This window comes from Paenibacillus sp. Soil787 (assembly GCF_001429545.1).
GTDB lineage: Bacteria > Bacillota > Bacilli > Paenibacillales > NBRC-103111 > Paenibacillus_E.
Map to the genome: position 1 here is coordinate 52929 of NZ_LMSP01000002.1, position 14934 is coordinate 67862.

The window sequence follows — 14934 nt, forward strand, 5'->3', positions numbered from 1 at the left end:
AGGGGGAACCATCTAGTAATAAATAGAACGTGGAGGACTAAGAATGGAGCATCCCTTACTCTCAGAGTTGAAGCAGCTTATTACCGATCTCGAACAAAAAGCGGCTGAGACCATTTACACGATTCCCATCGAAATTATGGGGGCAACGAAAAAGGCAAAAAACTTGGAAAGGTTTTTATACGATATATTTGCTGTAGTTAACGGCAGCGGCGGGATTAACCTATTGAGCATTATCCGTAGGGAGTTTGGCATGAGCGTGGAACTGACAGATCATATCGATCAGTGGGCACCTTACAGCAAAGATCAATTTGAAGATGCACTTCATGATGCGATTGATGGGGCTGAAATTCGTGCGGGAAAGCAGGGATTGTTTTTTGAAGGTTCGCCCGATAAAAAGGAAGCAGCAGAAGCATTCCACCTGCTGAAAAGCATTGCCCATGCCGCGGTTAAGTGTCAGTTTAACCCGAAACTGGCTGGACCACAAGCCTATATTGAAATTTTGGACCATGTAATTCAATTCTATGAACTTCCCAATTCGTTCCTTGATGATAGTATGATCAAATACAGAAACCTGCTGTCCTCTGATCGGCTTTACGCCATGTCGGGGAAAGATGAAACCATTACAGCTGCATTGAAGAGTCATGTAAAAGAATGGTACCAACGTTCATCCTTTACGTTCTTGGAAAACAGCGAATGGTATCATACGTACGAATCAGTCCGAGATTATTTGTACGTTTTAACGGAGGAGCAGCTAGAACGCTTACGGAGTGATTTCATCGAGCATATCAGGAATGAACTTAAACTAGTAAAAGCAAAACCTGAGCTGCACCGCGTTAAGCATTTGACATCCATGCTGGAAAATGTATTGAGCTGGAAGGTTTAGTTACCACGTCTGCAATTCCCCTGGGAGTGTCTCGTTCCCTACTGACGGAGTGACGGCACATGAAGTGATTGAGCACGCGGATCAAGCGCTCTATTTTGCCAGAGGAAAAGGGCGGAATTATACCGTTGTTTACGATCCTAATTTTATATAGTCTTAAGACCTTAGATTACCCGCGAGCATTTGCGGCAGAGCTAAGGTCTTTTTCTAATAAATAAACAGTATTTCTGATATTGACAGCAATTGGTAGATAGCTTATAGTTATAAAAATATTTAATTCCGAGTTAATCAATTGGAATAATAAACATAAAATTTTTTAGATCATCTGGAGGGACACTGCGATGAATATTGAGAATATCGAAGCTTTCGTATATGTCATCCATTATGGCAGCTTTAACAAGGCATCGGAAGTATTATTCCTTTCCCAGCCTTCGGTAACGGCTAGAATTCAATCGTTAGAACGGGAATTGGATTGTCAGCTCTTTGATCGAATTGGCAAGCAAGTTCATTTAACGGATGATGGCAGGAAGTTTCTCCCTTACGCGCAGCAATTACTTCAAACATTCCAGAAGAGTAAAATCCATCTTAAGCAGAAAAAGGCGCTGCCTAACGAGCTGCGAATCGGATGTACGGTATCTGTATCTAATTACATGATGCCAACCATTATCCCCAAGATGAAGCATAAATACCCGGAAATCAATTTTAAACTAACAACTGGCATCACAGACGATCTTGTTAACAAGGTTTTGAACCGAGATGTGGATATCAGCTTTGTGCGTGGAATCACCCATCCAAGTCTATTATCAGCGAAATTGTATGAAGATCCTATTCGACTCTATGTCTATGAAGGGCATCCCTTTATTGGAAAAGAAAACTTAACGATCCAGGATATTGGACGTCAAGCTCTTATTTTCTTTGAGTGCGGCTCTCTAGACTGGATGCGCATCCACCGTGTATTTGAGTGTTTGAAGGAGTCGCCAAACATTCAGATCCAGACGGATAACTCCGAAACAGCCAAGAAGCTGGTTCTACAGCGGGCAGGTATTGCTTTCTTGCCTGGGCTTAGCGTCAGTCAGGAAGTTAAGGATAATAAGCTGGTTCCAATTGACTTTCCAGACACAGCAGGCATTGCCTTGCAGATGAGCTTGATTACGCTAAATGGGGAGAATACGTTATTTTTCAACAGTATTTTGGATATTTGCAAAGGATTATGGGACCGAACGAAAGGATAATATCAGATTCTTATATATGCATATAGAAAAACTCTATTATCCAGTTGTGAAGCTTGATGATAAATTAATTATAAAGTTAATTCTGATAAAACAAATAGGAATTATAAGTTTTAATACTTGTAATCGAAAAAACGGAGGGTGTACCCAGATGAGAAAATTAACAATCCTTGGAACAACACTAACTTTGGCTTTGGCAGCAGCAGGCTGCGGGGCGAAAAATACAGAAACGATCGCATCACCAAAGGCCGCCGCTGAAGGTACGAAGGCTGTTACAGCTACAACTGCTGCAACTGAGCCTGTCAAGGTGAAGAAGATCATTGTTGGAACAGGTACTAAATTTCCGAACGTGGCTTTCCTTGATAAAGACGGTAAACTAACCGGTTATGATATCGAGCTTGTCAGAGAATTGGATAAACGGCTTCCTGATTACGAGTTTGAATTCAAAACGATGGATTTCGCTAACCTGCTCCTCAGCTTGGAAACGAACAAAATTGACTTTGTTGCCCACGAAATTGAGAAGAACAAGGAAAGAGAGCAAAAATACCTGTTCAACAACGAGCCTTATGCTTACTGGAAAACAAAAGTTATCGTGGCTAAAGACAATACCAATATTAAATCGATTGATGATTTGAAAGGTAAAAAAGCGTTAACGACAGCGACTAGTGCCGAAGCTACGCTATTAGAAAATTATAATAAAGCAAACGATAACGCGATCAAAATTGTTTACCAAAGCGGTGCTGCCAACGATTTAGTTAGTCAGCTTACAACGGGTCGTGCGGACGGATCACTCGGAGCGGATTTCTTGTTGCCGCTAGTCGACCCGCAAAGCAAATTAAAAGCCGTAGGACCGGTTATTGAAGAAGCTGAGGTTCGCTTCCTTTTCCGCAAAAATGATAAAGAAGGGCAAGATCTTGCGGATAAAATCGACGTAGCGTTGAAGGCTGTGAAGGCAGATGGAACGCTTTCCAAACTTAGCACGCAATGGCTCGGTGGGGATTATACGAAGAAAGATTAATGCTGTTTTAAATAAGTACGGTACAGAAAGGTGAGATCGTCCGAATGGAACAACAATTTGATATCACCTATGTCTTTGATTTTTTGCCCAAATTAGTCTCTTATCTGCATATCACATTGTTTATTGTAGCTTGCTCTATGCTGCTGGGTTTGCTAATCGGATTCCTTATAGCCTTGCCTCGGCTGTATGAGGTTCCAGTGCTAAGAAGGATATCCCAAATCTATGTGTCATTTTTCCGGGGGACACCGATCCTCATACAGTTGTTCCTCATCTATTATGGTCTTCCCGAGATATTGAAGCTCATTAACGTCGACGTCTCTAAAGCCCCCGTCCTGACTTTCGTCATTTTGACTTTTGGCCTGCATGGCGGTGCTTATATCTCTGAAGTCATTCGGGCAGCCGTGAAAGCCGTGGATCGAGGGCAAATGGAGGCTGCCTATGCGATAGGTATGACAGGTTACCAAGCCTTTACACGTATCATTATGCCTCAAGCGCTTGCCATATCGATACCGAACTTTGCGAATCTGCTTATCGCCAATTTGAAGGATACTTCGTTAGCCTTTTCGTTAGGCGCGATGGAATTAATGGGGAAAGCGCAGACGCTTGGTGCGGCAACACAGCATTTTATTGAAACTTACATTTGTTTATCACTCATCTATTTTGTCATTTGTTACGGGCTCGAGAAGCTGTTCTTGGATATCGAAAAAAGACTGCTGCGGCATGATCAACCTATTGTTCAACGTGAATCGAAGTTTACATTTAAGTGGTTATTTAAGACACCTTGGGCTGCATCCGCTCAAACGGATAAAGGAGGGTATCAGCCATGAAACTCGATCTAGGGTTTATCGGCTCCGCCTTTATTCAATTGCTCTCTGCTTTGCCTATTACGCTGCTAATAACGTTTGTATCGGTTTTCTTCGGATTTCTGATTGGATCGGCCGTGGCGATCATCCGAATTTACCGCGTTCCTGTTATCCATTACATCGCAAGCGGCTATGTGACCTTCATCCGTGGAACACCGATGCTGATGCACTTGCTGCTCATTTATTTCGGATTGCCAGTGATTATTGATTCTTTGGCAACAGCCATCGGTTGGAGCTTCCGGTCGACTTCTATTCCAATGATCGGTTTCGCCTTTCTTTCCTTCTCGATTACAGCAGGAGCCTATTTGGCTGAAGTAGTAAGATCAGGCATTCTAGCCGTGAATAAGGGGCAAATCGAAGCTGCCTACGCCATCGGCATGACAACTCCGCAAGCATTAAGGCGCATCGTGCTTCCTCAGGCATTGGCGGTCAGCTTGCCTAACTTATCCAATTCGCTCATTGGTATGCTTCACGGTTCTACACTGGCTTTCACGGTATCCGTTGTTGAAATTAATGCCAAAGCACAAATCGTTGCTACGACAAATTGGAAGTTTTTTGAATCTTATATTGCCGCGGCTTTCCTGTTCTGGGGAGTGACGATTCTGATCGAGAAGCTAACGGGGCTGCTGGAGAAACGAATAAATATTTACAACCGAGGTGGTGTACGATGATCAAACTAGCGAATATCACCAAAGTGTTCGGCAAGCATGAGGTGTTGAAAGGTATCCATTTGACGGTGAAAAAAGGAGAAGTCGTCTGTATCCTTGGCCCAAGCGGCTCAGGCAAAACGACGCTGCTTCGCTGCATCAATTACTTGGAGAAGCCGAATCAGGGTGAGGTAACGATTGGGGATTTCACCATCAATTGCAAGCGTCCGAGCAAACAGGATATTCATACGCTGCGCAAGAAAACGGCGATGGTATTTCAACATTACAATTTATTTAAGCATAAAACGGTGTTGGAAAATGTGATGGAAGGCCTTGTCATTGTGCAGAAGCAATCCAAGGAGACTGCACGGCAAACAAGCATTCAAATGCTGGAGAAAGTAGGGCTGGGCAGTAAGCTGGACGCTTATCCAAGCCAACTGTCAGGCGGACAGCAGCAGAGGGTGGGGATCGCCCGTGCGCTGGCCCTCAATCCAGAAGTGATTTTGTTCGATGAACCAACCTCCGCACTTGATCCTGAGCTGGTCGGTGAGGTGCTGGAGGTTATCCGGAAAATCGCCAAAGAAGGTATTACGATGATCGTTGTTACGCATGAAATGGGCTTTGCTCGAGAAGTTTCGAATCATGTTGTTTTCATGGACCAAGGTGTGATTGTGGAAGAAGGAAGGCCTCAGGATATTTTTGGCGATGCGAAAGAAGAGCGTACAAGACAATTCCTGAAACGAATTACGCCGGAGTACACGTATAACATTTAAATTTACAGCGAATACGGAGTGGATGATATGGGGATCAAACTTAGTATTTTGGATCAAAGCGTTATTTTCCCGGGGGAGAATGCGGAAGCCGCTCTGCGGCATACAATTGAACTTGTGCAATTAGCGGAAAAGCTTGACTATCACCGCTTTTGGGTATCGGAGCATCACGATTCCGATCAATTGGCCGGTTCTTCACCCGAGGTGCTAATCTCTCATTTATTAGCGAAAACAGCGCGCATTCGCATTGGCTCTGGCGGCATCATGCTGCAGCACTACAGCCCGTACAAAGTAGCCGAAAACTTTAATGTCCTTGCAACATTAGCACCTGGAAGAGTAGATCTCGGTATCGGAAGAGCGCCAGGCGGGCTTCCTCGTTCTACGAAAGCTCTACAGCAAGGCATCACGGAGCCAGCTACTTTATCGGAGAAATTGAAGGAACTCAAACAATTTGTTCATAATCGCTTGGATGCTGATCATCCGCTTACAGGACTTCGGGTATCTCCGATTCCAACGCAACCAGCGGATATCTATCTGCTTGGCGCCACTGCGGCCAGTGCAGAATTAGCTGCTGAATTAGGGCTTCCCTATGTATTTGCCCAATTCATTAATGGTGATCATGCTGTGGCAGCTGCTGCTTTTAAAGCGTATCACAATGGATTTAATCGAGAACATGGCGGACAGCCGAAGGCGATCCTGGCACTGTCCTTAATTGTGGCTGACACAGAAGAAGAGGCCAAAGTGCTGGCTGGCGAGTATAAGAATGTCAAAATTCATTTGGAAAACGGTAAAACACTGACGGTTGGAACGCTTGAACAGGCCGAGGAGTATGGACGGCAAACACAAGCTAAATTCACCGTAGAAGAGAAGGAAGCGGAGATAACGAAAGGGACCAAAGAATCCGTCCGCCAAAAGCTGCTGGACATCCAGCAAACGTATGGGGTAAATGAGTTTATTGTTACCACGTCGGTGAAAGATTTCGCCAAGCGTTTGCGGTCATTCGAATTGCTTAGTGAGGCGTTCTCGGAGCTGCTTGTGTAGCTAAAAAGCCATACGTTTTTTTGAGGGGGGAATAAGCATGAGCGAAGTGCTGTCGGAACAATCACAGTCGGCATTTGAGCAGAAGCTGATCGCGATTCGGCGCCATCTGCACCAAAATCCGGAATTATCGAACGAAGAAGTTCAAACCACTGCATCGATCCGAGGCTGGCTGCAGGAAGCGGGTATCCGAGTGGCTAACTTTCCGCTGAAAACAGGTCTTATCGCGGAGGTTGGAGGTCTGCACGAAGGCCCCGTTATTGCGCTCCGAGCCGATATAGATGCTTTGCCTGTCCAGGAAGCTACTGGACTGGCTTATGCCTCATTGGTTCTGGGCACCATGCATGCTTGCGGACATGATTTTCATACCGCAGCCATTCTGGGCGCCGCTTTCTTATTAAAGCAGCAAGAGAAGGAGCTGCGGGGTACGGTTCGCTTCATTTTCCAACCGGCAGAGGAGAAAGCGCAAGGAGCGGAGCAGGTCATCAGAAGTGGAGCCTTAGAGGGGGTTCGTGCGGTATTTGGGATGCACAATAAACCCGATCTTCCTGTGGGCACAATCGGTATTAAACCGGGACCTCTCATGGCTTCTGCAGACGGGTTCGTTGTTGAAATCGAAGGAAAGGGTACACATGCTGCGATGCCTGAAGCGGGGATAGATCCCATTGTAACCGGCGCACATATCGTCACAGCACTCCAAGCGATTGTAAGCCGGAATGTTAGTGCGCTGCAAAGCGCTGTGATAAGCGTCACCAAGATGCACAGTGGAACAGCTTGGAATGTCATTCCGGATAAAGCTGTCTTAGATGGAACAGTTAGGACATTCGATGAGGAGGTTCGAGCCACGGTTCTGAACAGGTTCGATCAAGTGGTTCATGGTGTAGCGGCTGCTTATGGGACGAAGGCATCTGTCCGATGGATCAAGGGTCCGCCAGCCGTGCAGAACGATGCGGGGTTAGCGGAATTAGCAGCACGAGCTGCGGATTTTGCAGGCTTGAAAGTCTTCGCGCCTACACCATCTCTAGCAGGGGAAGACTTTGCTTTCTATCAGAAGAAGGTGCCAGGTATCTTCTTATTCATGGGCACATCGGGTACGCAGGAGTGGCATCATCCTGCTTTTGATCTCGATGAGCGCGCGCTGCCAATCAGTGCCAACTATTTTGCCATATTAGCGGAGCAAGCTCTTAAGCAAATAAGCTCTGAATTCGAAGTGGAGGTTTCAGGATGAGCCAACTTGTAATCGATATTGGGCCTTATTTAGATACGAATAAACAGTTGAGATCAGCGATTGAAGGTCTTACGGAAGAGCAGTTGAAATGGAAGGAGAACGCGGATAAATGGAGTGTGACGGAAGTTCTATCTCATTTGACCGATCACAACATCGTTGTTTCCTTTCGCATTCGCGAGATCATTTCTGGATCCACGGTCCAATTGCCTGCCTTTGGGCAAGATGCTTGGGTAAGCAGTGCCAAGGCGAATGAAGGCACAGCGGAAGATATTTTGGACGCTTTCCAAGCGTTGTTGAATTATAACAGCCTATTATTGCGAAGATTATCCCCCCAAGACTGGGAGAAAACGGGTGTTAACTTCAAAGGACAGACGTTAGCATTGACGGATGTCGTTCAATCTTTTACCGCGCATGTTCAGGTGCATCTTGCCCAAATTGAGCGGATTAAACAAGCTAAGCAAGCAGCGGATCTTTAATGATATAAAACCGACTGAACCTATATGGGATAGAAAGAGGTGTAGGGAAATGAGTACAAATAGGATTGGGATTCGTGAAGCTCGTACGGAAGACCGTGAGGTGATCAGACAGCTTCTTATTGATGCCTACAGTCAGTACGAAGATGATCTTACTGCCGAAGGATGGCAGCAGTACAAAGACAACATTCTTGCCTCTGTAGATGGCGACGCTCCTACTGTACGACTAATTGCCGAAATCAATGGGGAAATCGTGGGCAGCTCCCTTTTGTTTCTGTCTTCCCAGGTTGCCTATGGACTTCCTGAATTAGATATCCATACGCCGATTATTCGCTTATTGGCTGTTTCCCCGCAAGCTAGAGGCAAGGGAATCGCTACTGAGCTTATTAAAGAAAGCGCCCGCCGAGCGCTGGAATTGGGCGCGTATACGCTGCATCTGCACACTTCCGATATGATGGAATCTGCCGTGAAGCTTTATGAGCGTTTAGGCTTCGAACGGGCATTTGATAAGGATATTCTTAAGGGCGAAAACCTAGTAAAAAGCTATCGTCTGCAGCTCAAAGAAGCAGCGATTCTTCAATAATAATCATAAGGACGTGATGACGATGTCAAAACAAAAGCAATTGAAGCTTGGAGCTATCATTCATGGAGTCGGTGGAAACATATCAGGCTGGCGCCATCCTGAGGCGATTACAGATGCCAGCGTCAACTTTGGCTTTTATAAACAGCAGGCCCAGAAAGCTGAAGCCGGTAAATTCGATCTGGTTTTCATTGCGGATGGTTTGTACATTACTGAGAAATCCATCCCTCATTTTTTGAATCGGTTTGAACCGATTACGATTCTTTCGGCGCTGGCTGCTGTCACTTCCAAAATCGGTCTCGTTGGTACGCTTTCGACCTCCTACAGCGAGCCCTTTACAGTGTCCAGACAATTCGGCTCGATTGATCTGATCAGTGATGGGCGTGCAGGCTGGAATATCGTGACTTCTCCTCTAGAGGGATCGGCTAGAAATTATAGCAAAGACCAGCACCCTACACATCCAGAACGATATAGAATCGCGAATGAATTCTTGGAAGTGGCGCGTGGACTTTGGGATTCCTGGGAAGACGATGCCTTCGTCCGCGATAAAGAAAGCGGCGTATTCTTTGATCCGAGCAAGCTGCATACGTTGAACCACAAAGGGGAGTTTTTCTCTGTGCAAGGGCCACTCAATATCGCGCGTTCGAAGCAAGGTCAGCCAGTTATCTTCCAAGCCGGAGCCTCTGAGGATGGTCGGGCTTTCGCGGCTAAAGTCGCTGATGCCATATTTGCCGGACACGAAACGATTGGGGAAGCGAAGGCTTATTATCAGGATATTAAAAGCAGAGCGGTGGCTTATGGCCGTTCTGCTGAACATGTCGTTATTCTTCCTGGGATTAGCCCGATTATCGGACACACGGAAGAAGAAGCGGAGAGCAAATATCAAGAGATTGCTAATTTAGTTACGATTGATAAAGCACTGGATTTTCTGGGGCGCTTCTTTGAGCACCATGATTTCTCTCAATATCCGATTGATGAACCGTTCCCGGATCTCGGTGATTTCGGCAGCAACAGTTTCCGCAGCGGTACGGATAAAATCAAGCAAACAGCGAAAGAGAAAAACCTCACGCTTCGTCAAGTTGCGCTTAGTGTGGCAACTCCCCGCAATGAATTTACAGGAACACCTGAACAAGTGGCGGATCGTGTCGAGCTCTGGTTCAAAGAAGAAGCGGCAGACGGCTTTATTATTGCTGCAGCTCTACCCAGAGGATTGGACGATTTCGTTGACCTCGTTGTGCCGATCCTGCAAGCGCGGGGTATATACCGGAAAGAGTATGAATCTGACACGCTAAGGGGAAATCTAGGTGTACCGATTCCGGTGAATCGCTACTCGAAGGTAGAGGCTACTATTTAATAGTTAGAGAGTATTTGTACTCATTTTCATTTTATATATTCAGTCTATCCAGCCGCCCGGTTCGGGCGGTTTTATGGCGTTTTGGTTGAATGATTTCCCAAAGTATCTTCGAAATTCCAATATTTGAAAACATATGTCTAATCGTTTAAACTGTGAACATAGACTATTGTGGAGAAAAATGTAGCCTATAGTCAAAATGTGTTACTAAATCTTATAGGTGGTGCTGAAATGAGTACGTTTAAATCATGGTTTTCAAGTGCAAAATCAGGCTTGTCCGACCAAGTCAAAAAATTTCAAAACAAAGATTTTCTGGATGCCGTTGTAGCGGGTTGTGCGATTGTAGCGGCAGCTGATGGCAGCATTGGTAATTCCGAAAAAGAAAAGATGATTGGTTACATCAGCCGTAGCGAAGAGCTTAAAGTATTTGATGTTAGTAATGTCATCGCTCGCTTCAACCACTTTGCCGGCAACTTTGAATTTTCAAACATTGTAGGCAAGCAGGAAGCGCTTAAAGTTATTTCCAAGTTCAACAATAAGCCTGAAGTTGGACGAATCATCATTGCGGTATGCTGCGCAATTGGTGCTGCAGACGGAGATTTTGATGAGCAAGAGAAGAAGGTTGTCAGAGATATTTGTACAGCGCTGAACCTCAATCCTGGCGAATTTAGTCTTTGATCGTCGATTTACAAAACATTTAATTGGAAAAATGAAACGTGTTCGAAACTCATCCGTATCAAATGAAAGAGTACAAATACAGGATATGAGAGGAGGTGACCTCGTTGACAATTAGTTTGGTCAAAGGTCAAAAAATTGATTTAACCAAAGGGAATGCAGGTCTTTCCAAGGTTGTAGTTGGACTAGGTTGGGATCCTGCGGTTGTTGAGAAGAAAGGTTTCTTCGGATCCAAAAAAACAACTGTTGAAATTGATTGCGACGCTTCCGTCATCTTACTAGATGAGAATGGGAAATTGACGAAAGAGAAGAATGTTGTTTTCTTTGCTAACTTGCAAAGTCCTGATGGCTCGGTCGTTCACTCCGGTGATAACCGCACAGGTGAAGGTGATGGCGATGACGAGCAAGTATCTGTGAATTTAGGACAAGTTCCTGCGGATGTTAGTAAAATCGTCTTCGTTGTTAATATCTACGACTGTGTGAATAGAAAACAAGACTTCGGTCTCGTTCAATCCGCTTATATCCGTTTAGTGAATGATTCGAATAACCAAGAATTAATTAAATTTAATTTGACTGAAGATTATTCCGGTAAAACGTCCCTGATTGTTGGTGAACTTTATCGTCATAGCGGCGAATGGAAATTCAACGCGATTGGTGAAGGCAGCACGGATACAACAATTGGACAGTTAGTTAAACGATATCAATAACAGCTACACCAAATCCCCTAAAAAGCGAGGTTATTTCAATGGCAATTTCACTATCCAAAGGTCAAAAAGTAGATTTAACAAAAACAAACCCAGGTTTAACTAAAGTTATTGTTGGTTTAGGTTGGGACACGAATAAATATGATGGCGGTAAAGATTTCGATCTAGACGCTTCCATTTTCGCTGTTAATGCTTCAGGTAAAGTAGGAACTGAATCTGATTTCATCTTCTACAACAACCCGAAGAATGCGAACGGTTCTATCGTACATACCGGCGACAATCGCACCGGTGCAGGTGATGGAGACGATGAGCAAATCAATGTTGATCTGAGTGCAGTTCCAGCAGAAACGGAAAAAATTGCTTTCTGCATTACCATTCATGATGCTGAAGCAAGAGCGCAAAACTTTGGACAAGTTTCCAACGCTTACGTTCGAATTCTTAATGAAGACTCCGGTGCAGAATTGATCCGTTTTGATCTTGGAGAAGACTTCTCCATTGAAACAGGCGTAGTCATCGGTGAATTGTACCGTCACGCCGGCGAATGGAAATTCAGCGCGATCGGCAGCGGCTATAAAGACGGTCTTGCAGGATTAGCTCGCGATTACGGTTTGCAAACTTCCTAAGTTTTTAATTAAAATGCTAGTTTTCTTGCAAAAACTCTAAGGTTATGCTTACGATGCTAGTTTTCTTGCGAAAACTCTAAGGTTATGCTTACGATGCTAGTTTTCTTGCGAAAACTCTAAGGAGATGCAGCAATGTCAATCAGCTTGTCAAAAGGTCAAAGAATTGACTTAACGAAGTCGAACCCTGGTCTCAGTAAGGCTATTATCGGTTTAGGTTGGGATACGAACAAATATAGTGGCGGGCATGCATTCGATTTGGATGCGTCAGCCTTCCTGCTGCATGCTGAAGGTAAAGCCAAAGGCCTTGAGGACTTCATTTTTTACAACAACTTGGTTGGTGTAAATGGTTGCGTACAGCATACTGGCGATAATCGTACAGGTGATGGCGATGGGGATGACGAGCAAATCAAAGTTGATTTCTCCAAAATCCCTGCGCATATTCACCGAGTAGGAATAGCTGTTACGATTCATGATGGAGCGAATCGCAACCAAAATTTCGGACAAGTATCGAATGCGTTCGTTCGCCTTGTTGATGAAGTAACGAATCGGGAGATTCTACGTTATGACTTGGGCGAGGACTTTTCGGTAGAAACGGCCGTAGTCATATGTGAATTGTACCGAGACAGCCAAGGTCAAGAATGGAAGTTCCAAGCTGTTGGAAGTGGTTTTCAAGGCGGTCTTCAAGCCCTATGTAAAAACTACGGACTGGATGCCCAGTAAAATTCAGAAACAGGTGGGTGATGCAAGTAAGGCATCACCCTTCAATTATGAAGTATGGAAGGGACAGCCCTTATGCATATATCTCTTGTCAAAGGCCAAAAGACGGATGTTACAAAAACAAATCCGGGACTCTCACAGATTGGTATTGGACTCGGATGGAACTCTCCTGCGAACATAGATCTGGATACTTCAGCATTCTTGTTAGGCGCTAATGGGAAGGCAGATAACGACGAACAGTTGGTATTCTACAACAATCCTACAAAAAGCGGTGTGAATTTCATCGATCAACCCTCTCAAGGGATTGATAAGAAGCAATTTACTATTCAATTTTTGGGCGTTCCAGCCAATGTTGAGAAAGTTGCTATCACACTAACCATCCATGAGGGTGAGAAGCTTAAGCAGCAATTCAGCCAAGTGACTCAAGCTTATTTACGGATTTTTCATCCTAGCACAGGGCAAGATATGTTGCGATATGATTTAGGAAATCAATTCTCCGTTGAGACAGCTATTGTTGTAGGGGAATTATATAGATACGGCACTGAATGGAAATTCAGTGCGGTTGGATCTGGCTTTTCCGGCGGGCTGAAAGCGCTGTGCGGTAATTTCGGAATCGAGGTTAAGGATGAACCTACACCTAGCCCTATACCTAATCCAATACCGACGCCTCCCCCTGTTTCAACTCCGGCGCAAGCGAGTAAACCTCCTCTTATCCCTCCAGCTCCAATTAATCTGAATAAGATTGAATTGAAGAAGAAGGGCGATCGCATTAGTCTTGAGAAGAAGACAACAGGAAATCTCGGGGAAATTGTCATTAATTTAAACTGGAATCAGAAGAAATCCGGTGGATTTTTTGGTAAAAGCAAAGTGATCGATCTGGATCTAGCTTGTTTATATGAATTAAAGAACGGTGAGAAGGGCGTTATTCAAGCGCTTGGCAACCGATTCGGATCACTCCATAGAGAGCCGTATATCGCCTTAGACGGCGATGATCGTACGGGCTCGGTAACAACAGGAGAGAACATTCGAATTAACGGGAATAAGCTTTCTGAATTTGAACGCATTCTAATTTTCACTTTCATTTACGAAGGTGCAACAACTTGGTCCGAAGCAGATGGCGTAGTGTCCATCAAGCAAGATAGCGGACCCGACATCGAAGTGAAATTGAATGAACACGATAATCGCCAGGGCATGTGTGCTATTGCATTAATTCGTAACCAAAATAATGAAACATTCAGCATTGAGCGGCTTGTTCAATATTTCTCCGGTCACAAGGCGCTAGATGAAGCCTTTGGATGGGGAATGAGATGGGTTGCAGGAAATAAGTAAATAATTAGCGAAATATTCAGGAGGGTCAAGGCATGTCAGATTTTCTTCAAAGTTTTATTAACAACTTCCTTAACTTTTTCGACTGGGAAGTGCTTTCAACAACACTTTCTGATCCGGTTAGCTGGGGAATTATCGGGACATTAGTTATCTTAGAAGGTCTTTTATCCGCTGACAACGCATTAGTATTGGCAGTTATGGTAAAGCATTTACCGAAGGAGCAGCAGAAAAAAGCTTTATTCTACGGACTTCTAGGTGCCTACATTTTCAGGTTCTTAGCTATTGGTGTAGGTACGTTCCTTGTTCAAATTACTTGGATTAAAGTGCTCGGCGGCGCCTATCTCCTTTGGATTGCCATCAGTAATCTTTTCTTCAAGAAGCATGAAGAGGAAGGGGAGGTTCAGAATAAAGGACTTTCCTTCTGGCGTACTGTTCTTGCCGTAGAAGTCATGGATATTGCTTTTAGTGTCGATAGTGTACTAGCTGCCTTTGGTGTGAGTGACAAGGTTTGGGTATTGTTCCTTGGTGGTATCATCGGTGTACTTATGATGAGAGGCGTGGCGCAAGTCTTCTTAAAGCTCATTGACAAGATTCCAGAGTTGGAGAAAGCGGCTTTCATCCTTATTATCATTATTGGTCTTAAGATGATTGCCGGCGCATTCGGTGTTCATATTTCACATGTTCTCTTCTTCTCAACCCTTATTGTCATATTTGGAGGCACGATTGTTCTTAGTTTACTTCGCAAAAAGGACAAGCAAGAATCAGCTAACTAATAGTACCGACTATACAATGACAATCCCCCCCTTTACGGG

At 44.5% G+C, this 14934-nt stretch carries 17 protein-coding genes; all 17 read left to right on the plus strand.

What is annotated here, in order from left to right; translation table 11 throughout:
- The first annotated feature begins 43 nt into the window (after positions 1–43).
- The 17 genes from ASG93_RS04870 (at position 44) to ASG93_RS04950 (ending at position 14895) form a co-directional block, all read left to right on the plus strand.
- The gene (locus ASG93_RS04870; protein ID WP_056829425.1) at positions 44–883 is read left to right on the plus strand and encodes a hypothetical protein; all 840 of its coding nucleotides are present in this window, start codon (positions 44–46) and stop codon (positions 881–883) included.
- A gap of 338 nt (positions 884–1221) precedes the next feature.
- A complete protein-coding gene (locus ASG93_RS04875; RefSeq protein WP_056829427.1) occupies positions 1222–2112 on the plus strand; it encodes a LysR family transcriptional regulator in 891 nt (296 codons plus the stop codon).
- A 148-nt stretch (positions 2113–2260) separates the two neighbouring features.
- Positions 2261–3127, plus strand: coding sequence for a transporter substrate-binding domain-containing protein (locus ASG93_RS04880; RefSeq protein ID WP_056829429.1), 867 nt, complete (start codon positions 2261–2263; stop codon positions 3125–3127).
- A gap of 44 nt (positions 3128–3171) precedes the next feature.
- The gene (locus ASG93_RS04885) at positions 3172–3954 is read left to right on the plus strand and encodes an amino acid ABC transporter permease (protein WP_056829432.1); all 783 of its coding nucleotides are present in this window, start codon (positions 3172–3174) and stop codon (positions 3952–3954) included.
- Positions 3951–4661: an amino acid ABC transporter permease gene (locus ASG93_RS04890; protein ID WP_056829434.1), complete on the plus strand. Its 711-nt coding sequence runs from the start codon at positions 3951–3953 to the stop codon at positions 4659–4661. The genes ASG93_RS04885 and ASG93_RS04890 overlap by 4 nt, the downstream gene beginning before the upstream one ends.
- On the plus strand, positions 4658–5410 hold the full coding sequence (locus ASG93_RS04895) for an amino acid ABC transporter ATP-binding protein (protein ID WP_056829436.1): 753 nt from the start codon (positions 4658–4660) through the stop codon (positions 5408–5410). Before ASG93_RS04890 ends, ASG93_RS04895 begins: the two co-directional genes overlap by 4 nt.
- A gap of 27 nt (positions 5411–5437) precedes the next feature.
- Positions 5438–6448, plus strand: a complete 1011-nt coding sequence (locus ASG93_RS04900) for an LLM class flavin-dependent oxidoreductase (RefSeq protein ID WP_056829438.1) — start codon at positions 5438–5440, stop codon at positions 6446–6448.
- A 37-nt stretch (positions 6449–6485) separates the two neighbouring features.
- The gene (locus tag ASG93_RS04905; protein WP_056829440.1) at positions 6486–7673 is read left to right on the plus strand and encodes a M20 peptidase aminoacylase family protein; all 1188 of its coding nucleotides are present in this window, start codon (positions 6486–6488) and stop codon (positions 7671–7673) included.
- Complete coding sequence (locus tag ASG93_RS04910; RefSeq protein WP_056829442.1) at positions 7670–8149, plus strand: DinB family protein; 480 nt, start codon at positions 7670–7672, stop codon at positions 8147–8149. Before ASG93_RS04905 ends, ASG93_RS04910 begins: the two co-directional genes overlap by 4 nt.
- Positions 8150–8198: 49 nt before the next feature.
- A complete protein-coding gene (locus ASG93_RS04915) occupies positions 8199–8729 on the plus strand; it encodes a GNAT family N-acetyltransferase (protein ID WP_056829445.1) in 531 nt (176 codons plus the stop codon).
- Between the two features lie 22 nt (positions 8730–8751).
- Positions 8752–10080, plus strand: coding sequence for an LLM class flavin-dependent oxidoreductase (locus ASG93_RS04920; RefSeq protein ID WP_056829447.1), 1329 nt, complete (start codon positions 8752–8754; stop codon positions 10078–10080).
- A gap of 228 nt (positions 10081–10308) precedes the next feature.
- Entirely contained in the window at positions 10309–10755 is a 447-nt protein-coding gene (locus ASG93_RS04925) for a tellurite resistance TerB family protein (RefSeq protein ID WP_056829449.1), read from the plus strand.
- A 104-nt stretch (positions 10756–10859) separates the two neighbouring features.
- Complete coding sequence (locus tag ASG93_RS04930) at positions 10860–11459, plus strand: TerD family protein (protein WP_056829451.1); 600 nt, start codon at positions 10860–10862, stop codon at positions 11457–11459.
- A gap of 38 nt (positions 11460–11497) precedes the next feature.
- Positions 11498–12079: a TerD family protein gene (locus ASG93_RS04935; protein ID WP_056829456.1), complete on the plus strand. Its 582-nt coding sequence runs from the start codon at positions 11498–11500 to the stop codon at positions 12077–12079.
- A gap of 132 nt (positions 12080–12211) precedes the next feature.
- A complete protein-coding gene (locus ASG93_RS04940; RefSeq protein ID WP_056829458.1) occupies positions 12212–12799 on the plus strand; it encodes a TerD family protein in 588 nt (195 codons plus the stop codon).
- 72 nt (positions 12800–12871) lie between these two features.
- Complete coding sequence (locus tag ASG93_RS04945) at positions 12872–14125, plus strand: TerD family protein (protein WP_056829460.1); 1254 nt, start codon at positions 12872–12874, stop codon at positions 14123–14125.
- A 32-nt stretch (positions 14126–14157) separates the two neighbouring features.
- Positions 14158–14895: a TerC family protein gene (locus ASG93_RS04950; RefSeq protein ID WP_056829462.1), complete on the plus strand. Its 738-nt coding sequence runs from the start codon at positions 14158–14160 to the stop codon at positions 14893–14895.
- Positions 14896–14934: the final 39 nt, after the last annotated feature.